The organism is Comamonas sp. UBA7840 (genome assembly GCF_002501455.1).
GTDB lineage: Bacteria > Pseudomonadota > Gammaproteobacteria > Burkholderiales > Burkholderiaceae_C > Comamonas > Comamonas jiangduensis.
This window is the reverse complement of the sequence record NZ_DLTI01000024.1, coordinates 52,396-76,487: the sequence shown is the minus strand read 5'-3', so window position 1 is coordinate 76,487 and position 24,092 is coordinate 52,396. Positions and strand designations below refer to the sequence as shown.

The window sequence follows — 24,092 nt, the reverse complement described above, 5'->3', positions numbered from 1 at the left end:
TTTAAGCTGCTTTTTTAGTTTATTACCCCAGAGAAGAATTGCGGTGCCGGTACTTTGCTCAGTGAAAGAGCAAGTTTTTTAACCCATCTTTTCGCATCATGGAATTCCTCTCTACCCTCTGGTTAGGTATGCCACTTTGGATATGGTTTGCTTTCCTAAGCACTGTCATAGCTATTTTGGCATTCGATCTAGGCATTCTTCACAGAGATGCTCAGGCGATTGAAATTAGTGACAGTTTGAAAATGTCAGCTCTGTACATCGGTTTGGGTCTTGCCTGGGCTGCGGCTGTTTATTGGATTTATGTCAATTACTCCGGCGAAGGTGCGCTAGACCCCCAAATTGCAGCCGCCGTCAGCCCCGAAGAGAGGGGGTGGACAGCGGTCAAGCTGTATATGACAGGCTATCTGGTTGAAAAGACGTTGGCGATGGATAACGTCTTTATCATCTCATTGATATTTACGTATTTTGCGGTGCCGCGTGAGTATCAGCATCGTGTACTCTTTTGGGGCATATTGGGCGTGATTGTGCTGCGTGCAATCATGATCGGCCTGGGTGCCGCACTGGTGATGGAATTTGCCTGGGTTATGTATTTGTTTGCCGTCATATTATTGGCAACAGGTATCAAAATGCTCATCATGGTTGACCATCAGCCTGATATTGCCAACAACCCCGTACTGCGATTTTTGAAATCACGCATGCGTGTGACGGAGACATTGCATGGTCAGGCGTTCACGGTGCGTCAGCAGGATCCTGCGACAGGAAAAATGGTAATTTTTGCCACCCCCTTGCTTTTGAGCTTGATTCTGGTTGAAATCGCTGATTTGGTTTTTGCGATTGACTCTGTTCCGGCTATTTTTGCGATCACACCGGATCCGTTTATCGTATACACAAGCAATATTTTTGCTATCTTAGGGCTGCGGGCACTTTACTTTGCATTGGCAGCCATGGTGCATCGATTCCACTATCTTAAGTACGCCTTGGCTTTGGTATTGATTTTTATTGGAGCCAAAATATTCTTGGGTGATTTTATGTTTGACGGAAAAGTACCTGCGTTCGTGAGCTTGGTGGTTACAGGTGGACTTTTGGCTGCTGGAATTATAATCTCTTTGTATAAAACTAGGAAGATTAATTAAATAATTTCTAAAGGATAAAATAATGGGGTTTTGTGCCCCATTATTTTATGAATTAACCATTTTTTTTAATTTATCAGTGAAATGGAGTTGTTGCATAAGTAATTTTTGGTGATTCAACTTTGATTATATTTATGCGGCAACGCCAGGTAAAATTATTGTCGTATTTTATAAATCAGTTTTTGCGATAACCACTTTGTTTTTACCGCTTCGCTTCGCTTGGTACAGTGCTTCATCCGTGCGTTTCAGTAGTTCTGTGTAATTTTCTGATAGCCGAACCGTACCAACTCCGAGGGACAATGTGATTTGTCCAACGACCGGATCATTCTGGCTGGCAACTACCTTTCTGATGCGCTCGGCTAAATCTTTGGCAGCGTCCAGTGGGCAGCCTGGCAATACAATCAAAAATTCTTCACCACCCCATCGGGTGACAATATCACCCACTCGGACGGATGAGTTGATGAGTTTTGCACATTGTCGTAAAACTCTATCGCCTTCATCATGTCCAAATTGATCATTTATTTTTTTGAAGTTGTCAATATCTATAAGAATTAATGCATAAGCTTGTTTTTTTGATTGTGCCGTTTTGCAGCAGAGCTTAAGTTTTCTTTCGCCAACACGTCTATTGAGCAAACCTGTTAATGCATCATGCTCCGCTTGCTTTTTTAGTTCGTGTGTACGCATGACTAAATCAGAAACATCTTTGCTGACGCTGACAAAATGCGCTATGGAGCCGTTTTCGTCTTTGATTGGGGTAATGGTCTGAGCGGCATAGTACAGATGCCCATCTTTATGCTTGTTGGTAAAGGTGGATTGATAGCTCTCACCTTGTGCCAGTGCAAGGTGCAGATCGGCATAAAAAGTAGGTGTATGTGTGCCAGATTGCATGAATTTAGGTGTCTTTCCTAAAACTTCACTGCTTGAATACCCTGTTTGATGTTCGAAGGCTTGATTGACAAAAAGAATTTGTGCCTTGTCGTCTGAAATTAAAACTGCGTCCTCAGTGGCATCCAGTGCGCGTGCAAGTAGGGCTTGTCTATGTTCAGCCTCTGCGCGTGCAGTGATATCTTGCTGCACAGAAACATATGCCTGAATTTCGCCAGTTGCATCGCGCACGGCAGAAATATTCCACTCAACCAAATAAATGGTGCCATCTTTGCGATAGTTTAAAGTCGATCCTAAAAAAGGTTTATCTTCAAGAAGAGTAATTCGTAATTTTTTGAGAAGCTCTTTATCTGTCAAAGGGCCTTGCAGCAAACCGGGGGACTGGCCGAAGAGCTCCTCTGAGCTGTAGCCTGTCATTTTGCAGAACGCGGGATTGCAATAAATTATTTTGTGTCCTCGACCATTTTCACCAGGACTTGTAATTAATACTGCATTAAATGCTTGATCTACAGCGGCTTGCAAAAGATTAAGCATTTCTAATTTCGAGAACGGTATTTCAGTTTTAATAATGGTCACAAGAATCTAGCTGCATCATGCAAGGAATTGCGAAGGCAGCATAACAAAATATAAAAAATCGTGCGCTTGCTTCGGCGTGGCTGCATAAATGGCCGGCGTGCAGCCGATAGGCCAGGGCGATGGGCAAAGTCAGCAGAGTCAGCAGAGTCAGCAGAGTCAGCAGAGTCAGCAGAGTCAGCAGAGTCAGCAGAGTCAGCAGAGTCATACCTTACTGCCAACTGGAAGGAGTAGGGGGCGCTGACTGCTGGATGGACAAGCGCATGGCCTGTGTCCGTTGCCAGCAGCATAGGCGGGCGCAGCCCTAGGTTCACGGATGCCGCTATTGCGAGTGGCTTCATGCTCGGCAACCTGTTTGGTTACGCGTTGTGGCAGGCCGCAGGCTTGATGCAGTCCGTATTGCAGCTTTCTGGTTTATTTGACCTGCAGCGGGCTTCGGCACTTTGTGACAGCGCCAGCTACTACGGGGCATGCAAGTGTCATACATACGCGTCCAAAGTGGGCTGCGCCTGCTGGCAGATTTACAGGCATCAAGTTGCGGGGCGAGCGTGTGAGGTTTAGAGCACTTAGAGTGCCGAGTGAATGAGCTGCATGTCCGTGCAGCCATCCGGCTTGCAGCCCCGCTGGTTCAACGCGCGGCAGCAGGCGCAAAGGTTGCTGTTTTAATAGCTGCATGCGCTTTAAAATCAAGCGCTCAGGCTGGTTTTGACCTTATGTAGTGCTTGCAAACAAAGGGCGTGCGCTGGCAGGCTGTTTGCGTTGCCACTGCGTCGCTCCTGCGTTTGCCTAGCGCTTGTCCATTTTGGCCTGCCCATTTTGATTACCCGTCGCACAAAGGCTGTATTCCGATGAACCCACCCAGCAGTTCTTCATCGTTTTTGGGGCTGAGCTATGGCTGCTCATACGCTTTGGCGGCTTTCACGCTGACCATCTGTGGCTGCCTGCCGCTGGCGTTGCTGCTGACCATGCATGTGGGCACTTCAGGGGCGGAGCGTGCGAATGCCTTGATGGCCATGATTCCCACTATGGCGGGCGCGATTGCTGTGGTGTGTGCGTTGCTGTATGTCACAGTGCTGCGCCAGCGCACGCAGTGGCGTCGGCACGCCCTGATGGGTATGTGGGCGCTGTCAGCGCTGGGTATGGTGGGGTGGTGGAAGCTGTGAGCGCCCCGCTCACGGCGCAGGGTGCATAACCGCAGACTAGCCGCCCTGGCGGCATGGCCCCTGTCAAAAGGAGCACAAAGGTTAACGGCTCGCTCCGCGCACGCAGCAAGCTGCCTCACACAGCCAGTTCGGGCTGCGGTGTGTGTCGTTCGTTCTGCCTGGAGTTTGAATTTGATAGCTGCTGACGCAATCCAGATAAGGGTTAGATGCACATTTGATGCTTAATGTGCTCGCAGACTTGCAAGTCTGCGTGAGCATGGAAGCCGAGGCATGGGGAGCTTGCAGGTTTGCGGCAGCGCAATTCCTGCGCAATCAATGCGTTGAATAGGGCACCCAGCGCGCGCGAATGCTGGCGCGGTGCTGCTTTTCGCGAATAATGCGCGCCATGCTGGAAAACATCCGTCAACGCCGTCGCTTGCACACCGTGGTTCTCACGGTGTTCACGCTGCTGTGGCTGGTGGCTATGCTCTCTGGCGTACGTGTGCGGGCCATGCCAATGCCTGTGCCGATGGGGGGCGATGCGGTGCTGTCTGCCATGCAGCACAGCCTGTGTATATCGGAGGCGGCATTGCCAGCCAGCGATGCGGAATACACCGCATGGCTGGAGACAGACTTGAATGCCACCGATGCGCCACACCCCGATCTTGACCATAGTGAGCATGCCGGGCCGCATTGCTTGCTGTGCGTTGCATTGATGGGCCCTGCAGCCTTTGCGCTGCAGGTGGTGCAGTACCCCGAGCCTGCCCACCCACACCGCTGGAAACAGCCACCGCACTTTCCCCCAGCGCTGCAAATCAGCGCGCCCTTGCCCCCACGCGGGCCGCCCTCTCTTTTCCGCGCGTAAATCTGCTGATGCTGCCCTTGCGCTAGATGCCTGGGTGTCGAGCGCGGCCTTGGGTATTGCGGACTGCGGCACCTGCCGTGGTTGCGAACCTTGGGTCTGCGGGCTGGCATTGGCCATGCGCGACCACTTTATGTGCTGTCTGCTGCTTTGCAAGTGCCCCCGCTCTGTGCGCATTCCGCTGGAACAGCGGGTGCTTGCAGGCATGGCAGCCCTGAACACACTCACGTTGAACACCTGCACCTGATCACTGTGTGCCCGTCACCTGCACCACCGCTGCCGCCAACGCCGCTAGCAGTGTGCAAACACTGATGGCCCATCAGGAATGTGGTGTTCCTTGTAATTAGCCTGTTTCACGCCCTGTGGGGGCGGCTGCCTGCGTGCGCCGCCCAGCTTTGCCCTGGGCGTTTACGGGCACGGAAAAGAAATTGAAAACCATGTATTTTTTGACTGCGGCGCAGCCTTGCGCCTCTGTAGCAGCCCGGACATTGAACGTGGCTGCCCCATGCACCCGTACATCTTTGCTCGTACTGCGCCCCGTGGCACTGGCCTGCCTTGCCTTGTGGGGCGCGCAGGTTGGGGCCCAGCAGGCTGAACCTGTCGTCCAGCCCGAGGTGGTGGTGACGGCAGTGCACGACCAGTCGCCCATCCAGCTGGTGATAGACCCTAAACAGCCGCGCCAGCCTATTCCGGCCAGCGACGCAGCGGACTACCTCAAATCCATTCCGGGTTTTTCCGCACTGCGCAGTGGTGGCAGCAACAGCGATCCGGTGTTTCGCGGCCAGTTTGGCTCACGCCTGCCGCTCTTGACCAACGGTGCCCATGTGCTGGGGGCCTGTGGGGGGCGCATGGATTCGCCCAGTTCGTACATTTCGCCCGAAACCTTTGACAGCCTGACGCTGGTCAAAGGGCCGCAGACGGTGCTGTGGGGGCCGGGTACTTCGGCCGGGGTGGTGCGGTTTGACCGCCTGCCGCCCGATTTTGAGCAGGCCGCTGCCCGTGGCACTGCCAGCGTGATGGCGGGCAGCCATGGCCGCAATGACCAGCGTGCCGAGCTGGAAGTGGGAAACCCGCAGATGTATGCCCGCATCAGCGCCAACCGCTCGCACAGCGACAACTACGAAGACGGCGCAGGCCAGCGCGTGCATTCGGCCTACGAAAAGTGGAATGCTGACGTGGCACTGGGCTGGACGCCCGATGCCGACACCTTGGCAGAGCTGACCGTGGGCACAGGCGATGGCTGGGCCAAGTACGCCACCCGCGCCATGGATGGCAGCATGTTCCGCCGCGACAGCGTGGGGCTGCGCGTGGAAAAGCGCCACCTGACGCCGTGGCTGAGCAAGGTCGAGGCGCAGCTGTACCACCACAGCGCTGACCACCTGATGGACAACTACACCCTGCGCACCCCGCCCACCAGCGGCATGATGGCCGGTGGCAAAGCTAGCAATGTGCGCCGGATTACCAATGGTGGCCGCCTGGCGCTGACACTGCAGCCGCTGCAGGCGCTGGAGGTGGTGACCGGGGTGGACAGCTATGTCAGCCCGCACGACAAGCGCGCGGGTACACCCAGCATGTCTTATCAGCTGCAGCCGCGTGTGCGCGATGCCAAGTTCAGCAACTGGGGCTGGTTTGCTGAATCCACCTGGAAGGCCAGCGCCAACACGCGCTGGGTGGGCGGGCTGCGGCTGGATCAGGCGCAGGTGCGGCGCTACACCGGCAATATGTCTGACAGCCGCAGCGATCACATGATGCCCAGTGGCTTTGTGCGCTGGGAGCAGACGCTGGCACAGGGCACCACGGTGTATGCCGGGCTGGGCCACGTGCAGCGCTTTCCTGATTACTGGGAGTTGTTCTCGCCCAGCAACGGCGGCTTGAACCAGGGCAATGCCTTCCAGATGCTCAAGCCTGAAAAAACCACCCAGCTGGACTTTGGCGCGCAGTGGAAGGGGGAGCGGGCGCAGGCCTGGGCATCGGCCTACGTGGGCCAGGTGCAGGACTACATCCTGTTCAACTACGCTGGCAGCAGCAAAAACGTGCGCAATGTAGATGCGCGCACCGCCGGGGTGGAGCTGGGCGGGCACTACCGCTTCACACCCGCGTGGACGGCGCAGGCCACGCTGGCTGCCAGCTGGCAGAACAACACCACCGATCACCGCCCCTTGCCCCAGACCCCGCCGCCTGAGCTGAAGCTGGGTCTGGACTATGCACAGGGTGCGTGGACCGCAGGCACCCTGTGGCGACTGGTGGCCCCCCAGCACCGCTACAGTCGCGACGAGGGCAACGTGGTGGGGCGTGACCTGAAGCCCACGGCCGGTTTTGGCACGCTGGCGCTGAATGCCAGCTACCGCGTGTCACCCACCGTGAAGCTGCTGGCCGGGATCGACAACGTGTTTGACAAATACTATGTCGAGCACCTGAACCTGCTGGGCAATGCCGGTTTTGGCTACCCCGGTGACCAGCGTATTACCGAGCCAGGGCGCATGTTCTGGGTGCGGGCAGACTTCCAGTTCTGAGTGTGATGTGTGCCACGCCCTGCTTGCCTTGCCTTGGCAGGAGGGCAAGCAGGGCGTGGCACGGCACTGCGCAGTTTGCAGGCTCTGCCGCAGGGGCATCCATGCGCTCCTGCAGCATTCATTCAACAGGCAGCTTCGGCTGCCTTTTGTTTTTTAGATGGGGTGGTTTGAAGAAGTTGTGAGCTGCTGTCGCTTGCTGAATAAGCGCTAGATGCTGTTTTTCTATAAAAGCAGGCGTTGCCCCATGCCAAGTGCTGCGCATGTGCATGCCATCTGCATCCCGAAAAAAAGCCGCATGAAAGCGGCCTTTGGGGTGGTTGAGGCGCCCAGCGCGCAGGCGCGAGCGCCTTCAGGCCTTCTTCAAAAACTCCGACTTGAGCGTGAAGGGCCCTTGCTCGGTTTTGCAGTCTACATCGTGGTCACCGTTGTCATACACCAAGCGGATGCCTTTGATCTTGCTGCCTTTTTTGAGGACGGTGGATGAGCCTTTGACCTTCAAATCCTTGATCAGCAGCACGGTGTCGCCGTCGGCCAGCGGCGTGCCGTTGGCGTCTTTGATGGTGCGGGGGCCGCTGTCTTCGTCGCTGCTGTCGGCGGCATGGGCTGACCATTCATGCGCGCAATCAGGGCAGATGAACATTTCGCCATCGGGGTAGGTGTTGTCTAAACCGCATTGGGGGCAAGAGGGGAAGCTGGAAGTGCTCAAAAGAAGGCCTTGTCAAAAAACGGCTGCCAGCACAGGCACGGCAACCCAACAATCTTGAGGAAAGCCACAAGCGTAGCGCGTGCGCTTTGGCGCAGGGCATTGCTGGGGTATGGGCGAGGGGAAGGAATCGGTTTCCTCATCTTGAAAGCCCAACAGGTTTGGCACAGGCACAGGCACAGTCCAGCCAGCCAGCCATTGGACATGCAGCAACGTAGCGCCTAGGCTACGCAGCCCTTTATGCCGCTTCCTGAAACGCTTGCATACCTTGCATGCAGTACTGCAAAAAACGGTTGGCCGCAGGCGACAGCTGGCGCCCCGCGCGGGTGATGAGTTGCACATCAGCGCTGAGCAGGGCAGGGTTGTTGATGGGCACGGCCACCACGCGGCCTTGCTGCAGCTCGGTCGTGACCGCGCATTGGGGCAGCAGCGTGACGCCCTGGCCCGAGGTGACAAAGCCCATGAGTACGCTGATGAGGTTGCTGGTGAGTGCGGGCGAGAGACGGATTTTCTCGGCATGCTCAGCGTATTCCACCAGTTGCCGGATGCCGTACACCCCCTGCAGCAGGGCCACGGGCCATTCGCTCAGTTGCTGTAGTGAGGTGTGGGCCATGCGACTGAGCGGGTGGCCGGGCGCCACAATCGCATGCATGGGTTGGTGGGCACTGCCGCGTGAGGTGATGCGGCTGTCTGCAGGGGCGTAGTACACCAGCCCAATTTCTGCCGCATCTTCGCGCACGCGGCGCACGATTTCGTTGGTGCCGTAGATTTCCAGCGCAACCGAGACGTTGGGGTATTGCTGGCGAAACTGGCGAATGGGGCCTTCAATCAGCTCTTGCGCAAAGCCTTCACCGCTGACCACGCTGATATTGCCGCTGCGCAGCCCGCGCACGGCATCCACCTTTGCCAGCATGTCGTGCTGGTGGGACTGGTGCTGGCGGTAGTAGTCCAAAATCAGCTGCCCAGCGGCGGTTGGCACCACGCCGGTGCGATGGCGCTCGATCAGCGTGACGCTGAGTTCTTCTTCCAGCAAGCTGATCTGGCGGCTGACGGCCGAAGGCACAATCCCCAGCTTTTCTGCTGCGGCACGCACGGAACCATTGCTCACAGCTTCAAACAAATAACGAGCGCGGGAGTCTTGAAATGCGTGCATGGGGGGGCGAGAGAAAGGCTGTTGTCGAGGGAATGTTGAGGGAATAGGCCGTGTAATGCGGCCAGCGATGGTACTGGGATGTTCTGTTTTTTCGAACAGAAAACCAAAACAAACGCAATAAACACGCGGATATATTTTCCGTCCTTGGCAAGCGCATGCGCGCAGAGTGCGTCGCTCGGTGACTGCTGCTTGCCCCTGACGGCCGCCCGTGGCTTGCCGCGCAAGCGTTGTACAACCCCGCTATGGGCTTTGGCTGAGGGTGGCGCAGCGCGTGTGTGTGCACCACAGGCTGCTTTTTGCTTTTCTCTATCGCTGCGTCACGCGGCCACTGCTATGGTGGCGCGTGCAAAAGGATGCCAATGCGTACAGATGTTCAGCCCGGCAAGTCGCCGATGAACTGGGGGGTGGTAGTGCAAGTGTTTGCACTGGCACTGGTGGTTGCTGCTTTGTCCGAGTGGCTGGGCCCACTGCCCGTGGAGTTGGGTATTGGCAAGGTGGTGTTGCTGCCCATGATTTGGGCGCTGCTGATCGGCCTGGTGCTGGGGCTGCTGTCCAAGCGCATGCCCGCCCCCGTCAAGCTGGACTTGCACGGCCAGCATTTTGCCGCTGCCGTGCTGTCGTGCGCGCTGCTGCTGTTTATTGCCAAGCTGGGCTTGCTGGTGGGTGGCTCTTTGCCGCAACTGGGCAAAGTAGGCTGGGCACTGGCCCTGCAAGAGCTGGGCAACCTGATTGGCTGCATTTTGCTCGGTATGCCCGTGGCGCTGATGCTGGGTATCAAGCGCGAAGCGATTGGCGCGACGTTCTCCATCGGGCGTGAACCGGGCTTGGCGATTGTGGGCGAGCGCTTTGGCATGGATTCGCCCGAAGGCCGTGGCGTGCTGGCTGAATACATCACCGGCACCTTGATTGGCGCGATTTTCATCTCCATCTTGGCCGGTTTGGTCACCAGCTTGAACATCTTCCACCCCTACGCACTGGCCATGGGGGCGGGCGTGGGCTCGGGGTCGATGACTGCCGCAGCGGTGGGCGCCGTGGCGGCCCAGCACCCCGAGATGGCCGACCAGATTGCCACCTATGCGGCGGCGGCCAACCTGATCGCCACCACATTGGGCACCTATCTGACGCTGTTCATCTCGCTGCCTTTGGCCGTGCGCGCCTACCGCTGGATGGAGCCTTGGCTGGGCCGCAACCGCAAGGCCGTAGCGATTGACGATGGCAGCGCTGCAGCCCCCACTGAAGTGGTGCACACCCCCTCTCTGAACTGGGGCATGCGCCTGCTGGCCTGGGTGATGGGCGGCTTGACCGTGCTGATTGCCAACCGCGTGGGCCACGGCGTGCCCATGCTGGACGCGCTGCCGGGCGTGGCCATCATCCTTGCCGTGGTGGTGGTGGGTGACATGATTTACGTGGGCACCCAGCGCAAGTTGCCTGCCGTGTGCTGGATCTCGTTTGTGGCCATGGCCATGACGTTCCCCAGCACACCCTATGCCGCCGAAGTGGCCGCACTGACGGGCAAGGTGAACTTCTTTGCCATGATCACCACCATGCTGACCTTTGCGGGCCTGGCGCTGGCCAAAGACATTCCCGCGTTCCGCCGCCTGGGCTGGCGCATTGTGGTGGTGTCGTTGATGGCCAACGCTGGCGTGTTCCTGGCCGCCGCAGCGATTGCGCAGTTCTTTGTGGGCAGCTTGTAAGCGCGCCCCATCTGTTTGAAGGAGAGTTGCCGCCATGAGCGCCATCGACAACACCCCCCACTGGCCCACGCAGGACACCCTGCAAGCGTGGCGCCACGACTTTCACCGCCACCCTGAAACCGCGTTCCAGGAGCATCGCACCAGCGCCCGCGTGGCCCAGCTGCTGCAAAGCTGGGGGCTGCAAGTGCACACGGGCCTGGCAGGCACCGGCATTGTGGCCGTGCTGCATGGCCGCCGTGGCGCTGGCCCCAGCATTGGCTTGCGCGCCGATATGGATGCGCTGCACGTGCATGAACTCAACACCTGCGATCACAAATCGGTGCACGAAGGGCGCATGCATGCCTGTGGCCATGATGGTCACACCACCATGCTGCTGGGTGCCGCCCAGACGCTGGCCGCCCAGCCTGACTTTGCAGGCACGGTGTATTTCATCTTCCAGCCTGCGGAAGAAAACGAGGGCGGTGCACGCGCCATGATGGCCGACGGGCTGTTTGAGCGCTTTCCCATGGATGCCGTCTACAGCCTGCACAACTGGCCCGGTCTGCCCGTGGGCAGCGCTGCCGTGCATTCCACGGCCGTGATGGCGGCTTTTGACATTTTTGATCTGACGCTCACGGGCCAAGGCTGCCACGCGGCCATGCCGCACCTGGGCAAAGACGCGCTGCTGGCTGCGTGCCAGCTGGTGACGCAGCTGCCCGCGCTGATTGCGCGCGAGCAAGAAGTGCACAAGCCCGCCGTGCTGAGCATCACCAGCTTCCACGCTGGTGACACCTACAACGTCATGCCCGAAGCCATCAAGCTGCGCGGCACCGTGCGCTGCTTTGACATGGCCCAGCGCGAGCGCATTGAGCAGCGCTTTCGCGATGCCATTGCCGCCTCCTGCCTGCTGCATGGGCTGAAGGCTGAGCTGGACTACCGCGTGAGCTACCCCGCAACCATCAACCACCCAGTCCATGCCGAGGTGTGTGCCGAGGTGCTGGCCCAGGTGCTGGGGGCGGACAAGGTGCACCGTGATCTAAAGCCCAGCATGGCTTCCGAAGACTTTTCCTTCATGTCGCAAGCGCGCCCCGGTGTCTATATCTGGATGGGCAATGGGGAAGACAGCGCCTCACTGCACAACCCCCAATACGATTTCAATGACCAGGTGCTGCCTTTGGGCGTGAAGTACTTTGTGGCCCTGGTGCACGCTTTGCTGCGGGATGGCAAGTTGCCTGCGTCGGCCTGACGGCGTCGCCATGCGTCAGTGTGCTGCTGCCGTCAAGTGTGCAGCGTGTGAAAGCCGGGTTCAGCCCGGCTTTTTGCTAGGTGCTTGCCGGTCATTGCTTCATTAACCGTAGCTGGTGGCGTGCATATTGCATGCTTTCCAGACTAATTCATTAAGAAACTCTAGGTTTTACAAGCACTGATAGCTCTATTTTTAAGAGCATCTGTCATAAGCGTATACCTGCACCGTCATGAGGTGCTGTATTTTTTGCAGGCCCCTGGCATTGAAAAACGCTGAATGCGCGCCATATGAAATGCACAGGCTGGTCAAAAGCCTGTCTTTTTTATGGCTGAAACATTCATGACCCAACAACTCCAACAAGCTTTCAACATTGGCTCTGTGACCTTGCCCAATCGCGTGGTGATGGCACCCTTGACCCGCATGCGTGCCTTTGATGCGCGTACCCCCGGTGATCTGCAGGTAGAGCACTACCGCCAGCGTGCCAGTGCAGGGTTGATTTTGACGGAAGCCACCTCGGTCAGCCCCCAAGGCGTGGGCTACCCCAACACACCCGGCATCTGGTCGCAGGCGCAAGTCGCAGGCTGGAAGCGCGTGACCGATGCTGTCCACGCTGAAGGCGGCCATATTGCGCTGCAACTGTGGCACGTTGGCCGTATTTCAGACCCGGAACTGCTCGACGGCCAACTGCCCGTAGCACCCAGCGCGATTGCCCCCGAAGGCGAGGTCAGCGTGCTGCGCCCCAAGCGCGCCTATGTGGTGCCACGTGCGCTGGAGACCGCAGAAATTGCCGGCATCGTGCAAGACTTTGTGCAAGGCGCACGCAATGCCAAGGCCGCTGGTTTTGACTTTATTGAAGTGCATGCGGCCAACGGTTACCTGTTTGACCAGTTCTTGCACGATGGCAGCAACCAGCGCACTGACCAGTACGGCGGCAGCATTGAAAACCGCGCGCGCTTCCTGTTTGAAGTGGTCGACGCTTTGCTGCAAGAGTGGCCTGCGGAGCGCATCGGCGTGCACCTCAACCCCATGAGCAACACGCACAGCATGCACGACAGTAACCCCGTGGCGCTGTTCAGCTATGTGGCCGAGCAGATCGAAGCGCGCAAGCTGGGCTTTATCTTCTCGCGCGAAGAGCTGAAAGACGGCGTGCTGCCCATCGGCCAGCATATGCGCAAAATTTACAGCGGCACCTTCATTGCCAATGACGGCATGAGCCAGCAAGACGCTGAAAAGCTGCTGGCCAGCGGCGCGGCCGATGCGGTGGCGTTTGGTCGGGTGTTTATTGCCAACCCCGACCTGCCCGCACGCTTTGCGCAGGGCGCAGCGCTGAACCCCTTGGTGGCCCAAACCATCTACAGCCCCGATGCCACGGGCTACAACGACTACCCCACCTTGGATGCCGCTTTGGCGCAGGTGTGAGCCCAGTTGCAAGACGCGGGCGCAGGGCCTGCGCCGTGCACCCATAAAAAAAGCCAGTCTCAGGACTGGCTTTTTTGTTGCAAGCGCATAACCGGCATATAACTTTTAATAGCTGCTAGCGCTTGCTAGGCAACGACTTCTAAGGGTTTTAAGTCTTAAAGCACGTGGCGGTGCAAGCGCTGCACGGTGAGGGGAGTTAGAAGCTTTCCCACTCGTCGTTGGCATGGCTGGCTGCGGCCGGTGCCTTGGCTTTAGGGGCGGCGGGTGTGGACAGGCCAAGCGCCGCTGGCTTTTTGCCAGCCACAGAAGTGGTACTGGCAGCGCGTGCTGCGCTGGTGGTTGCAGGGGCCATGGCAGGGCGAGCAGCGGCGGTGTTCATGCGGCTGGCCAGCGGCTCAGTGCCCAAGCTGCCAGAGGTGTGGGACAGCTTGAATACCGCGACCGCCTGCACCAGATCTTGGGCTTGGCCATGCAAACTGGTAGCGGCGGCAGCCATCTCTTCGACCAAGGCCGCGTTTTGCTGGGTGGCCTGGTCCATTTGCGTCACCGCTTCGCCCACCTGGGCCACACCGGCGCTTTGCTCGGAGCTGGCAGCGCTGATTTCGCCCATGATGTCGGTCACGCGGCGGATGCTGCTGACCACTTCATCCATCGTGGCACCAGCTTGGTCGACCAAGGCGGTACCTTGTTCCACACGCTGCACGCTGGCCGTGATGAGGTTTTTGATTTCCTTGGCCGCTTCGGCAGAGCGACCCGCCAAGCTGCGCACTTCACCGGCCACCACCGCAAAGCCACGGCCTTGCTCGCCGGCGCGGGCAGCTTCTACGGCTGCATTCAAAGCCAGAATGTTGGTCTGGAAGGCAATGCCGTCAATCACGCTGATGATGTCGGCAATCTTGTTGCTCGATTCGCTGATGCCCTTCATGGTGTCTACCACCTGGGCGACCACCTGACCACCTTGCACCGCCACGTTGGAGGCGTTTTGGGCCAGCTGATTGGCTTGTTTAGCGTTGTCGGCGTTTTGCTTGACGGTGGAGCCCAGCTCTTCCATCGAGGCCGAGGTTTCTTCCAGCGCAGATGCCTGGCTTTCGGTACGTGCCGACAGGTCTTGGTTGCCGTGGGCAATTTCCGAGCTGGCCGTGGCCACGCCGTCCGAGCCTTGGCGCACGGTGCGCACCACCTGCGAGAGGCTGTTTTGCATGTCACGCAAGGCCTTGCGCAACTGGCCAATTTCATCACCGCTGTTGATGGTCACTTCCTGGCTCAAATCGCCTGCGCCAATGCGCTGTGCAATCGCGCGGGCGCCTTCCACGCCGTTGGCAATGCCGCGCGACAAGCGCCAGCTGATAAGCACGGCCAAGGCAACGGCCAGCAGGCACAGCACTGCAGACAGCTGGTAGAGCTGGCTGAACATGGCTTTCACTTCTTGCTCGGCAGCGGCCACGGCATTGGCTTCACCGTCCACCATCTCTTGCGTTGCCTGAATGTAGGCATCCGTGGCTGGAATGAACTTGGTGCGCACAAAGTTCTGCACCGTCTGGTCGTCAGAGGACATGCGCATTCGGTTGACTTCTTCGCGGGTGCTCAGCCAGACCTTGCGCAGTTCGCCCACTTTTTGAGCGCGCTGCAGCGATGCAGGGCTGTCTTGCGCCATGCTCAAAAAGGCTTTTTGTTTCTCGTCGGTGGAGCGTGAGGTCGATGCCATGGATTCTTTGAAAAAATCCAGCATGGCATTGCTCTCGGCAAAACCCACCGCCAAAGAACGGGCCGAGTTTTGGCGCACATCACCTTGCCAAGCGCTGGCAATCTTGAGCAGGGCAGAAGAGCGCTGCATCTCGGTGGTGGCATCGGATACTTTTTCGACTTGCCAAGCCGCTGTTGCTGCGGTGATGAGGAAAATCAAAATCACTAACGCAAAACCTAAATTGAGTTTGTGCGATATTTTTAAATTATTCATGAATGTCTCGGTAGTTATATCGGTATTGGTATCGAAGTGCAATCGCACCTCGTTAATAAATTATTCGGAAATAACTTTGGAAGATTGAGAAATGACACCAATTTCAGCACTGGTCATAAATTGCTCAATATCCATCAAAATCAGCATGCGGGCAGCATCTGCTTGGCTCAGAGTGGCAATGCCCACAATATGCTGCGAAGCCACGGCGTTACCAAAATCAGGGGCAGGTTTGATGTCTTCGGCTTTCAACGCCACCACGTCTTGCACGGCATCCACCACCATGCCCACCACGCTGTCAGCCACATTCAGCACAATCGTGACGGTCTGGTTGTCATAAGAGGGTGCAGAAATACCCAGCTTAATGCGCAAGTCGACAATCGGTACGACGGTTCCGCGAAGATTCAAAACACCCAGAATATAGGCGGGAGCATTGGCAATATGGGTGGCGATTTCATAACCGCGAATTTCCTGAACTTTCAGAATATCGATGCCGTATTGTTCACCGCCGAGCTGAAAGCTCAGATATTCACCTGCGTGCTGTTTCATAGTTTTTGATTTTTGCTTTGTAATATTGAAAAGCAAGCATTGGAAAGCGGAAAACCATGTGCTTGCGTGATCAGCAAAAATCAAGGTCGTAAATACACAGAGGGCGCGGCTGACGCCTCTGTGCTTGCACGAAATACGTCACCATCGTGTAGTGCGCATTCCTGCAAGTGGCAACCCCGCTATCTTTTGCTGCTGACGCAGCCGGTAGACCGGAGGCTTTGCGACCTTCGCTTTCGCTGAAGTGTGCCCAGCCGCGGATCATAAGAAGATTTGACGTATGCCGGTGTAAGTGCTTTTTTTAATCCCGATGAAATTAATTTCAAGTGACTTTGTGTGGATATTGTGCAATGCAGCAAATTGGATGATCACCTCATTGCATGGCGCGGCATCGCACCAAAAAAACGTGTGGTGCAGCACAAAACTAGGTACGCTCTTTCTTGCAGGCACCGTGTGGTTGCTGGCGGTGGCCAGCACTGGCTACATATCATTGAAGGGGAACAGCATGGCGATATTGCGCAGACAGTTTGCCGCCGCCTTGGCGGTGACGGGCTTGGGAGTCGGGTTGGCGGGGTGTGCGGTCCCTCAGGATCGTGCAAGCAGCCCCCCTGTGGGCGTGGCCGACTCGCTGTATTGGAACGGCCCCATCTTGACCATGAATGATGCCCAGCCCCAGGTAGAGGTCGTGGCCGTGCGCGCAGGGCGTATTGTGGCTGCAGGCACTAGTGCGGACGTGGCCCGCTGGCAGGGGTCCACCACCCAGGTGGTGGACTTGCAAGGGCGCACGTTGATTCCGGGTTTTGTCGATCCGCACAGCCATCTGGGGGGCGTGGGGCTGCAGGCCATCGCTGCCAATTTGTTGCCCCCGCCCGATGGGCCCAACACGGGGATCGCGCAGTTGCAAGAGACTTTGCGCGGCTATATCAGTACCTCGCCCGATGTACGTGAGCTGCAAGTGGCATTTGGTTTTGGCTATGACGACTCGCAGCTGAGTGAACGGCGCCATCCCACGCGCGAGGAGCTGGATGCGGTGTCTACCACTTTGCCGATTGTGGCGATTCACCAGTCGGGGCACTTTGCAGCCTTGAACAGCAAGGCGCTGGAGCGCGCGGGCATTACGGCGCAAACCCCAGACCCACAAGGTGGCGTCATCCGCCGTCGCGCCGGTTCGCGTGAACCCGATGGGGTGCTGGAAGAGAACGCTTATTTCGGCGCCTTGCAGCACCTGATGCCCCGGTTGACTGTGGAGCAGTCGGTAGGCTGGCTGGAGAAATCGCAGGCGCTGTACCTGCAGTTTGGCTACACCACGGTACAAGATGGCCGCGCTGACCCTGGTGGTGTAGACACTGCGATTGCCGCAGCCAAGATGGGCAAGTTGAAAGTGGACGTCGTGTCGTACCCCGACATCTTGACCATGGGCGAGGGGCGCTTTATGCAAGGCCCGTACTACAGCCGCAACTACCAGCAGCACTTTCGCATTGGTGGGGTGAAGCTGACGCTGGATGGATCGCCACAAGGCAAAACCGCCTGGCTGACCCAGCCGTATCTGCAGCCCCCGGCGGGCCAGCCGGCCAGCTATGCGGGCTATGGCGTCATGAGCAATGCGCAGGCCACGGCACAAATAGAGAAAGCATTTGCCAACAACTGGCAAATTCTTGTGCATGCCAATGGCGATGCAGCCATTGACCAGATGATTCAAGGGGTGCAGGCCGCACGTACACGGTACGACGGTGCAGGCACGCTGCAAGACCGCCGCCCGGTGCTGATCCACGGCCAGACGCTGCGCCGTGACCAGGTGGATGCGATCAAGGCGCTGGGCATCTTCCCCTCGCTGTTTCCCATGCACACCTATTACTGGGGTGATTGGCACCGCAGCTCCGTGCTGGGCGATCCGCGGGCGCAAAACATCTCGCCCACCGGTTGGGTGCTGGCGCAGGGCATGCGCTTTACCACCCACCACGATGCGCCCGTGGTGCTGCCATCCTCCATCCGGGTGCTGGATGCCACGGTCAATCGCACCACCCGCAGCGGGCAGGTGCTGGGGCCAGAGCACCGTGTCAGCCCCTGGATTGCGCTGCAAGCCATGACCTTGTGGCCTGCCTGGCAGCACTTTGAGGCCGAGCACAAGGGCTCGATCGAAGTGGGCAAGCTGGCGGATCTGGTGGTGCTCTGTGGCAACCCCCTGACCGTGCCGCATGCGCAGCTGATTGATTTGAAAGTGCTGCAAACCATCAAAGAGGGCGTGGTGGTGTACCAAGCTCCTTGAAATCGCTTCAAGGGGCGTTTGAATTTTCTAAAAAGTGAGCTTCTGGCGCTTGATTCATCAGCGCTAGAAGCCTTTTTTATGCCTGAAAAAAGCAAATACCAAGGGTTTGCATGGGGGAGCGCTGTATCTGGTCACTTCTACACTGATTGTCGCCAAACAATTCAATGGGAGACAAAAAATGACGTTATCGCGCAGAACCTGTTTGCAAGCTGGTGTGGCCGCTGCGGCGGGTGCTTGGCTGGGTGCAAGCCCCTCGCTGGCCTTGGCCAGCAAGGCATTTCCGGCCCGTGCCATCAAGCTGGTGGTGGCTTTCCCGGCAGGGGGGCCGACAGACCTGACCATGCGCCAGCTGGCTGAAAACGCCTCCAAAATTCTGGGCCAGCCCATCATTGTGGAAAACCGCCCTGGCGCTTCGGGCTCGCTGCCTGCAGCGCAACTGCAGTCCACCGTGGCCGATGGCTACACGATTGCCCAGCTGCCGATGAGCGTGATGCGCCTGCCTTTCACCACGGGCCTGAAGTGGAACCCCGTGGATGATTTGAGCTACATCCTCAACGTGACCGGCTATGCATTTTGCATGGTGGCCAGCACGCAGTCTGGGCTGAAGAATTGGCAAGAGGTGGTGGCATGGGCCAAGGCCAACCCCGGCAAGCTGACTATTGGTAACACCGGAACCTATACCTCGCCGCATGTCACCTCGGCCATCATTGCGCAGCAACTGGGGCTGGACGTGGTGCACGTGCCGTACAAGGGCTCCGCCGAGCTGATGCGCGCCACCATGGCGGGCGAAGTTATGGTGGGGGCCGATACCAGTGCAGTGATTCCCTATGTCGACCAAGGCCGCATGGTGGCGCTGAACGTCTGGACCGAAAAGCGCCTGCCCACATTGCCCAACACCCCCACGCTGATTGAGCTGGGTTTGCCCACCACCCAGTATTCGCCTTTTGGCCTGGTAGGCCCCAAGGGTATGCCTGCCGATGTGCTGACACGCCTGCACGATGCCTTCAAGCAAGCCATGGAGATGGACAGCTACCAGGCCATGTTGCAGCGCTTTGAGATGCTGCCTATTTATATGAATAGCCAAAGCTACCGCCAGTTTGCCGTGGAGTCGACCGCAAAGGAAAAAGCGGCGTTGGCCAAACTGGGGCCGATGGCAGGGGCTTGAATCTTTCAAAAGAAGAGCTGTCGGCGCAGATGCAGCCTGGCTCAGGGCTGCTTTTGATTGATTTTTGACGGGCCGCATCAGCCACATCAAACGCGTCTGCCGTGCTGTCCCATCAGAAAAAAGCGGCTTGCAGGGCGTGCAAGCCGCTGAATGTGGCAGTGACAAAAAGGCAAATTACCACCGCTGCGCTGCAGCCGTCAGCGCAAGGACTGCTGCAACGCTGCTGTTTTGCGCTGTTGAAGATGGCGGCCCACGGCCAGCACCAAGGCCGTACCCAGCACCGCAGCAACGTATTTGAGTGCGGGGTACTGCTGGGCCACGCTGTCCAGCATGTGGTCGTTGACGATGGTCTCGCCCGCCACCCAGCCAATCAGGCCGGCGCCCAGCAGCACAATCCAAGGAAAGCGGTCCATCAACTTGATCATGAGGCTGGAGCCAAACAGCACCAGCGGAATGCTCAAGGCCAAACCGAAGATCAGCAGTGTCATATCGCCTTGGGCGGTGGCGGCCACGGCAATCACGTTGTCCAAGCACATCACCAAGTCCGCCATCAAAATGGTGCGAATGGCGGTGAATATGCCGCGTTGCTTGCTGCCCGTGTCCTGGGTGTTGTCATCAGCGGCATCGTCGCCTTGGAGCAGGCTCACACCAATCCATAGCAGCAAGCAGCCGCCCAGAATTTCGAGGAAGGGCAGTTGCATCAGCTTGGCCGCCACCACGGTCAGGGCAATCCGCAACGCGATGGCAAAGCCGGCACCCCACAAAATGGCTTTGCGCTGCTGCTCTGGCGGTAGGGAGCGCGCGGCGAGGGCAATAACTACGGCGTTGTCCCCGGAGAGGATGACGTCAATCCAAATAATTTTGAAGATGCCAATCCAGAAATCGGCCGTCAGCAGGGTTTCCATGCCATTCAGTGTAGGCAACGGTTACAAGTGGCCGGGGCAGGGCGCAGTCATGCATTCGCTGGTGGCATGGGCATGGAGACCGTGCTTTACAAATGCCTGCAACAGGCGCATAAGCACTCAAACATAACTACTCAAACGCCTGTGTCTGTCAAAAATGCCAGCGACCCGCTGCAGGCGTCTGGCAGAGGCTTTGCCGGGCTCGTGTGACTGAGTTGCATAAAAAATATGCAAGCTTGGCGAGCGTTGCTGAAAAACTAACCAGCGGGATAAATCTTGTCTGCAATTTTTTGCGTTTTTCATTTTTTGCAGCAAAAAGTGACGGCATAATCACGGCTTCTCTCAAGGGGAGTCGCCAAGTTGGTTAAGGCACCGGATTTTGATTCCGGCATGCGAGGGTTCGAGTCCTTCCTCCCCTGCCAGATTTAGTTCTGGTTTGTTTATGCAAATCAGAGCGCCGTAGGGGAGTCGCCAAGTTGGTTAAGGCACCGGATTTTGATTCCGGCATGCGAGGGTTCGAGTCCTTCCTCCCCTGCCACACCACAAAAACTAAACCCAGTCAGCAGATGCTGAGTGGGTTTTTTTACGTCTGTGCGTTAGTGGGTATGGGCGGAGGGTGCCACTGCGTGTGCATTGATGTGCGCCGCCTTCCAAACCATTTCCAGCCCACAGGCGCTTAGCGCTGCACCAGCCGTACTTGCAGGGCTTCGCCGCTGTCGATGATGTGAAACAGGCGGTCAATATTGGGGTGGCTGCCCGGATGCTGGCGTGCCGCTGCGGTGTGCTCGGCAAACAATGCCAGTCCTTCGTGGGCGGCGGCCACCGTAATTTGGCCGCCATGCCGAGCTGCCAGCGCGTGGTAGACGCGCACTGAGCCTGCTTTGCCAGGCTGATTGGGAATAGCGGTCACCAGCTGGCCCTGGGCATCGCGCAGCTGGAGTTCAGCCACATGGTCGACAGAGGGCAGTTGTTGCAGGTTATCGGCAAAGGCCATGGCAAGCTTTCTAGAGAATTGAAAAAAGAGCAAGCAGCGATGGTGGCTGCAGCGTTGGTGGTGTCAGATCTATACGCAGATTGTGGGATTCAGGCGTCGAAGGCGCTGATGCGGTGCTCTGCATGCTCCAGCAACCACAGCTTGCGCTTGGCGCGTGTCATGGCCACATACAGGCGGTTGCGCTCCAAAAATGCAGTGGCTTTAGCGGCAGGTGCAGGAAAGCGCCCGGGCTTGAGGAAGGGCAGTGCCACGTAGTCAAACTCCTGGCCCTTGGCTTGCTCAATGCTCAGCAGCTGAAAATCAAAGCCTATGCCATAGCTCCATGCTTTGTGGGTGCGTTGTGCCAGGTCGGCCACACGCTGCAAGACTTGGGGTGCGCTCAGCCCCGCGATCGCCGCCATAAAGCTTTGTACGCGTGCGCGCAGACGCGCTTTGTCGTCATCGGGCATGGGGGTGCCTGCAAACAGCCCCCACACATCGGCTTGTTCCAGCAGCGCGTGGGCATTGCTTTGCAGTGCCAAGGGCAGCTTGAGAAAATTGCCAAATGCGGCAAAGTTGCGCTGGCCGCCTTGCAGGCTCTGCTCACCAATCAGAAAACGCCAGATAGCTTGCGGGTTGGCATGCATTTGTGCCGCCATGGCGGGCAGTTCGCTGTCGGCTTGTTGGTGGTCGATACGGCCTTTGCCAAAGTACAGCGCGCCGTCCACAAAAGCGGCAAGGATGCGCGCATCCAAGATGCAGGTGCTGCTTTTCCAATCGGGCGCTTGCATGCCGTGGGCATACAGCAGCCCCAGCAGCAAAGCAATTTCACGCTGCAGGTAAAAATGCTGCAGGCCATGCAAGCTGGCAGTTTTGCCTGCGCGGTCGATCGTCAGCTCTAGCGCGGTGGCGTCGTGCGGGTGGCGCAAGATCACGGTCAAGGGGGCGTTGGCTGGAATAGAGGCCTTAGCTTGCAGCAGTTGGTCTATGCATTGCGCATCGTCTTTCCACTGCCAGTAGGTGACGGTGCTGTAGCGCGTGCTGGGCGCCTTCATGTCGACGTGAAACCACTGGTTCACCGCCTGTGCAATCTGCGGGCCAAAGCGGCGCGACTGGGTGAGTGGCAGGCTGTGGGTGGGCTGGGGCAAAAAATCAGCCAGTTGGTGTAGCTGATCTTGGAACACCGACCAGGCTTGGTCCTCAATGTGCTGGTTGAAGTCGCCGGCACCCAAAAACTGGGCATTGCTGGCCATGAGCATCTGGCGCAACACGGTCAGCGATGCCAGATCCAGGTCGTGCATTTCATCCAGCAGCACCAGGTCATAGGGGGCGTGCAGTGCAGGTGCATCGTCTTGCGCCAGTGCGTAGGTGCAGTCGCCTTCGGCGTAGTAAGCCGTGTCACCGCAGTGGTCAATGCGCAGCCGCTCATAGGCCGCGAACAGACGTGCTTGGGTGTAGTCCAGCATGTGTGCATCGCAAAATTCGGCCAGATCAGCCCCTTCGTCGCGCACGCGTTGCAGCAGCAGCGATTTTTTGGCCGCGCGGTTGAAGGCGGCAAATGCCTGCATATCGACCTCGGTGGGCAGCTCTAGGCGCTCATCGGGCTGGCGCTCCAGTTGTTCTGCAAGATGCTGCAGGGCTTGCCGCGCGTGCTGGCGCAGCTCCTGCGGGTCGGTCAGAAAGCGCAGGCCGGGATCGGTCTGGCGCAAACTGCGCGCGCACCAGCGCTCCAGCGTGGTGATTTGCACCGTGGCAGGCTTGCTGCGCACCAGCATTTGCAGGCGCTGCTGGAAGGCCTCCACCCCTGATTTGGAGTAAGCCAGCACCAGAATGCGCGCCTCGGGGTTGCTGCGTAGCGCCTGCACGGCGCAGCACGCCAGCGTGGTGGTTTTGCCCGTGCCCGCCAGTGCCGCAATGATGGCAGAGGGTTGTGTGCGGTGGACGATGGCCAGTTGCTCGCTGCTGAGCAGCAAGGGTTGGCCATGTTCGGTGTCAAAGGCGTTGGGGCGTTGCATGGGTGAGGAGATGTGAAAACTGTACAAATATACAGTTTCTGTAAAAACAGCACCCCAAGCCTACCGCATGGCAAGGCCGCTGCAGAGGTGGCACCAATGCGGTCATCGACAGGGCTGTTGTCCCCAGCAGGTAAAAGAAGATTGAAGAATTTGAGTCAAATATGCCTCTAAGTCAATGTGGATAAGCGTAGGCAGCTATGTTTTTGATGTTGTTTGAATGGGCGTTATGGGCGCCAAGCGCTTAGCTTCCGTCATCCTTGCGGATACCAAGGCCTAGCCCCATGCCCATCCCTGCGCCGCCACCGCCACGACCTTGACCACCGACGCGGTTGCCCGGCCCCGCTGGGCTTTCTGCATTGCCGCCGCGCCGGCCAGTTGCTGCCGTGCTGCTGCTTGGGCGCAGTGGCCCCTGGTTGGGGATGGTGACATCGGGCGGAATGGCTTCCAAATACAACGCCGCGCGGATGAACTGCCGCAAGCTGCTGACCAAGGCCGCGGTTTGCACCGGGCGACCGGCCACCATGTCTTGCGCCGCTTGCGCTGCCATGCGCACTTGTTCTTCGGTGCCCAGCAAAATAATGTCTGACAGCGCGGCCTCCACCGTGTCGCGGGTGCGGCGCTGGCGCTCTGAATTGCCTCCGGTGATGGCGCTGTCGTCGTCGGCATCGGGCAGCAGGCCTTCGTCCACAGGCACGTCTGCGTGGGCGCGCGCGTTGCGCAAATGCACCGGGCTGACGGTGAGGTTGCCAGTAAAAGAGCTGCCCAGCGTTTTGTAGGCTGCCATCAGCGTGCGCAGGCGCTCGTTGATCTGGCGGTTTTCACGCTCACGGCGCTTTTGGATGGTCTGCATAAACAGCAGACGCACGCCCATCATCATCAGCGTCATCAGCAGCAAGCCCAGCACGGTGGTGATGAGCGATGACCAGGAACTGAAATCAAACATGTTGCGCATAGGGCTGCTTGGTGCTTCTT

Annotated in this window: 21 protein-coding genes, 2 tRNA genes and 1 riboswitch; of the genes, 12 read left to right on the top strand and 11 right to left on the bottom strand. The window is 58.0% G+C overall.

All coding sequences use genetic code 11. The features are described from left to right. Positions 1 to 98: 98 nt before the first annotated feature. The gene (locus tag B3R00_RS09160) at positions 99 to 1,133 is read left to right on the top strand and encodes a TerC family protein (RefSeq protein WP_286998752.1); all 1,035 of its coding nucleotides are present in this window, start codon (positions 99 to 101) and stop codon (positions 1,131 to 1,133) included. 165 nt (positions 1,134 to 1,298) lie between these two features. Here the strand turns inward: B3R00_RS09160 and B3R00_RS09155 are convergent, their stop codons facing one another. Both B3R00_RS09155 and B3R00_RS09150 read right to left on the bottom strand, forming a co-directional pair. Then, complete coding sequence (locus B3R00_RS09155) at positions 1,299 to 2,591, bottom strand: sensor domain-containing diguanylate cyclase (protein ID WP_286998751.1); 1,293 nt, start codon at positions 2,589 to 2,591, stop codon at positions 1,299 to 1,301. Continuing rightward, on the bottom strand, positions 2,578 to 2,796 hold the full coding sequence (locus B3R00_RS09150; protein WP_286998750.1) for a hypothetical protein: 219 nt from the start codon (positions 2,794 to 2,796) through the stop codon (positions 2,578 to 2,580). The genes B3R00_RS09155 and B3R00_RS09150 overlap by 14 nt, the downstream gene beginning before the upstream one ends. 62 nt (positions 2,797 to 2,858) lie before the next feature. On the opposite strand from B3R00_RS09150, the gene B3R00_RS16345 reads away from it, so the two are divergent. The 4 genes from B3R00_RS16345 (at position 2,859) to B3R00_RS09135 (ending at position 7,105) form a co-directional block, all read left to right on the top strand. Next, the gene (locus B3R00_RS16345) at positions 2,859 to 3,149 is read left to right on the top strand and encodes a hypothetical protein (RefSeq protein WP_376747671.1); all 291 of its coding nucleotides are present in this window, start codon (positions 2,859 to 2,861) and stop codon (positions 3,147 to 3,149) included. Positions 3,150 to 3,436: 287 nt separating this feature from the next. Continuing rightward, entirely contained in the window at positions 3,437 to 3,751 is a 315-nt protein-coding gene (locus B3R00_RS09145) for a hypothetical protein (protein WP_286998749.1), read from the top strand. A 385-nt stretch (positions 3,752 to 4,136) separates the two neighbouring features. After that, on the top strand, positions 4,137 to 4,595 hold the full coding sequence (locus tag B3R00_RS09140) for a hypothetical protein (RefSeq protein ID WP_286998748.1): 459 nt from the start codon (positions 4,137 to 4,139) through the stop codon (positions 4,593 to 4,595). Positions 4,596 to 5,029: 434 nt separating this feature from the next. After that, on the top strand, positions 5,030 to 7,105 hold the full coding sequence (locus tag B3R00_RS09135) for a TonB-dependent copper receptor (protein ID WP_286998747.1): 2,076 nt from the start codon (positions 5,030 to 5,032) through the stop codon (positions 7,103 to 7,105). Between the two features lie 349 nt (positions 7,106 to 7,454). Here B3R00_RS09135 and B3R00_RS09130 read toward each other — a convergent pair whose 3' ends face one another. Continuing rightward, positions 7,455 to 7,811 carry a zinc ribbon domain-containing protein YjdM gene (locus B3R00_RS09130; RefSeq protein WP_286998746.1) on the bottom strand — a complete coding sequence of 119 codons (357 nt, stop codon included), beginning with the start codon at positions 7,809 to 7,811 and terminating at the stop codon, positions 7,455 to 7,457. A 235-nt stretch (positions 7,812 to 8,046) separates the two neighbouring features. Next, positions 8,047 to 8,961 carry a LysR family transcriptional regulator gene (locus B3R00_RS09125; protein ID WP_286998745.1) on the bottom strand — a complete coding sequence of 305 codons (915 nt, stop codon included), beginning with the start codon at positions 8,959 to 8,961 and terminating at the stop codon, positions 8,047 to 8,049. A gap of 359 nt (positions 8,962 to 9,320) precedes the next feature. Between B3R00_RS09125 and B3R00_RS09120 the strand changes: the two genes are divergently transcribed. The 3 genes from B3R00_RS09120 to B3R00_RS09110 all read left to right on the top strand — a co-directional run bounded on the left by B3R00_RS09120 (position 9,321) and on the right by B3R00_RS09110 (position 13,299). Continuing rightward, positions 9,321 to 10,655 (top strand): DUF3100 domain-containing protein, encoded by a 1,335-nt coding sequence (locus tag B3R00_RS09120; RefSeq protein WP_286998744.1) that lies wholly within the window; start codon positions 9,321 to 9,323, stop codon positions 10,653 to 10,655. Between the two features lie 43 nt (positions 10,656 to 10,698). Next, the gene (locus B3R00_RS09115; protein WP_286998769.1) at positions 10,699 to 11,880 is read left to right on the top strand and encodes a M20 aminoacylase family protein; all 1,182 of its coding nucleotides are present in this window, start codon (positions 10,699 to 10,701) and stop codon (positions 11,878 to 11,880) included. A gap of 339 nt (positions 11,881 to 12,219) precedes the next feature. After that, the gene (locus tag B3R00_RS09110; protein WP_286998743.1) at positions 12,220 to 13,299 is read left to right on the top strand and encodes an alkene reductase; all 1,080 of its coding nucleotides are present in this window, start codon (positions 12,220 to 12,222) and stop codon (positions 13,297 to 13,299) included. A gap of 196 nt (positions 13,300 to 13,495) precedes the next feature. Here B3R00_RS09110 and B3R00_RS09105 read toward each other — a convergent pair whose 3' ends face one another. Next, complete coding sequence (locus tag B3R00_RS09105) at positions 13,496 to 15,256, bottom strand: methyl-accepting chemotaxis protein (RefSeq protein WP_286998742.1); 1,761 nt, start codon at positions 15,254 to 15,256, stop codon at positions 13,496 to 13,498. 60 nt (positions 15,257 to 15,316) lie between these two features. Beyond that, complete coding sequence (locus B3R00_RS09100; RefSeq protein WP_286998741.1) at positions 15,317 to 15,886, bottom strand: chemotaxis protein CheW; 570 nt, start codon at positions 15,884 to 15,886, stop codon at positions 15,317 to 15,319. Positions 15,887 to 15,968: 82 nt separating this feature from the next. Then, positions 15,969 to 16,060, bottom strand: a riboswitch (cyclic di-GMP riboswitch). 244 nt (positions 16,061 to 16,304) lie between these two features. On the opposite strand from B3R00_RS09100, the gene B3R00_RS09095 reads away from it, so the two are divergent. Next, entirely contained in the window at positions 16,305 to 18,065 is a 1,761-nt protein-coding gene (locus tag B3R00_RS09095; protein WP_286998740.1) for an amidohydrolase, read from the top strand. A 178-nt stretch (positions 18,066 to 18,243) separates the two neighbouring features. Continuing rightward, positions 18,244 to 19,230, top strand: coding sequence for a tripartite tricarboxylate transporter substrate binding protein (locus B3R00_RS09090; RefSeq protein ID WP_286998739.1), 987 nt, complete (start codon positions 18,244 to 18,246; stop codon positions 19,228 to 19,230). Between the two features lie 197 nt (positions 19,231 to 19,427). Here the strand turns inward: B3R00_RS09090 and B3R00_RS09085 are convergent, their stop codons facing one another. Further along, entirely contained in the window at positions 19,428 to 20,135 is a 708-nt protein-coding gene (locus tag B3R00_RS09085; RefSeq protein ID WP_286998738.1) for a TerC family protein, read from the bottom strand. A gap of 148 nt (positions 20,136 to 20,283) precedes the next feature. Then, on the bottom strand, positions 20,284 to 20,466 hold the full coding sequence (locus B3R00_RS09080) for a hypothetical protein (protein ID WP_286998737.1): 183 nt from the start codon (positions 20,464 to 20,466) through the stop codon (positions 20,284 to 20,286). Positions 20,467 to 20,477: 11 nt separating this feature from the next. Between B3R00_RS09080 and B3R00_RS09075 the strand changes: the two genes are divergently transcribed. Together B3R00_RS09075 and B3R00_RS09070 are read left to right on the top strand one after the other, a co-directional pair. Further along, a tRNA-Gln gene (locus B3R00_RS09075) sits at positions 20,478 to 20,554 on the top strand. Between the two features lie 39 nt (positions 20,555 to 20,593). Next, positions 20,594 to 20,670, top strand: a tRNA-Gln gene (locus B3R00_RS09070). Between the two features lie 138 nt (positions 20,671 to 20,808). Here B3R00_RS09070 and B3R00_RS09065 read toward each other — a convergent pair. From B3R00_RS09065 to B3R00_RS09055, 3 genes are all read right to left on the bottom strand, one after another. Beyond that, positions 20,809 to 21,126 (bottom strand): DUF2322 family protein, encoded by a 318-nt coding sequence (locus tag B3R00_RS09065; protein WP_286998736.1) that lies wholly within the window; start codon positions 21,124 to 21,126, stop codon positions 20,809 to 20,811. Between the two features lie 89 nt (positions 21,127 to 21,215). Beyond that, a complete protein-coding gene (locus tag B3R00_RS09060; RefSeq protein WP_286998735.1) occupies positions 21,216 to 23,120 on the bottom strand; it encodes a UvrD-helicase domain-containing protein in 1,905 nt (634 codons plus the stop codon). A gap of 241 nt (positions 23,121 to 23,361) precedes the next feature. After that, a complete protein-coding gene (locus tag B3R00_RS09055) occupies positions 23,362 to 24,072 on the bottom strand; it encodes a hypothetical protein (protein WP_286998734.1) in 711 nt (236 codons plus the stop codon). Positions 24,073 to 24,092: the final 20 nt, after the last annotated feature.

What these genes read in the sequence shown, in the direction of transcription:
- B3R00_RS09085 (WP_286998738.1), bottom strand. Translation starts at nt 20,135, where the DNA reads ATGGAAACCCTGCTGACGGCCGATTTCTGGATTGGCATCTTCAAAATT.
- B3R00_RS09105 (WP_286998742.1), bottom strand. Translation starts at nt 15,256, where the DNA reads ATGAATAATTTAAAAATATCGCACAAACTCAATTTAGGTTTTGCGTTA.
- B3R00_RS09145 (WP_286998749.1), top strand. Translation starts at nt 3,437, where the DNA reads ATGAACCCACCCAGCAGTTCTTCATCGTTTTTGGGGCTGAGCTATGGC.
- B3R00_RS09120 (WP_286998744.1), top strand. Translation starts at nt 9,321, where the DNA reads ATGCGTACAGATGTTCAGCCCGGCAAGTCGCCGATGAACTGGGGGGTG.
- B3R00_RS09135 (WP_286998747.1), top strand. Translation starts at nt 5,030, where the DNA reads ATGTATTTTTTGACTGCGGCGCAGCCTTGCGCCTCTGTAGCAGCCCGG.
- B3R00_RS09150 (WP_286998750.1), bottom strand. Translation starts at nt 2,796, where the DNA reads ATGACTCTGCTGACTCTGCTGACTCTGCTGACTCTGCTGACTCTGCTG.
- B3R00_RS09060 (WP_286998735.1), bottom strand. Translation starts at nt 23,120, where the DNA reads ATGCAACGCCCCAACGCCTTTGACACCGAACATGGCCAACCCTTGCTG.
- B3R00_RS09055 (WP_286998734.1), bottom strand. Translation starts at nt 24,072, where the DNA reads ATGCGCAACATGTTTGATTTCAGTTCCTGGTCATCGCTCATCACCACC.
- B3R00_RS09140 (WP_286998748.1), top strand. Translation starts at nt 4,137, where the DNA reads ATGCTGGAAAACATCCGTCAACGCCGTCGCTTGCACACCGTGGTTCTC.
- B3R00_RS09095 (WP_286998740.1), top strand. Translation starts at nt 16,305, where the DNA reads ATGGCGATATTGCGCAGACAGTTTGCCGCCGCCTTGGCGGTGACGGGC.
- B3R00_RS09160 (WP_286998752.1), top strand. Translation starts at nt 99, where the DNA reads ATGGAATTCCTCTCTACCCTCTGGTTAGGTATGCCACTTTGGATATGG.
- B3R00_RS09110 (WP_286998743.1), top strand. Translation starts at nt 12,220, where the DNA reads ATGACCCAACAACTCCAACAAGCTTTCAACATTGGCTCTGTGACCTTG.
- B3R00_RS09090 (WP_286998739.1), top strand. Translation starts at nt 18,244, where the DNA reads ATGACGTTATCGCGCAGAACCTGTTTGCAAGCTGGTGTGGCCGCTGCG.
- B3R00_RS09125 (WP_286998745.1), bottom strand. Translation starts at nt 8,961, where the DNA reads ATGCACGCATTTCAAGACTCCCGCGCTCGTTATTTGTTTGAAGCTGTG.
- B3R00_RS09065 (WP_286998736.1), bottom strand. Translation starts at nt 21,126, where the DNA reads ATGGCCTTTGCCGATAACCTGCAACAACTGCCCTCTGTCGACCATGTG.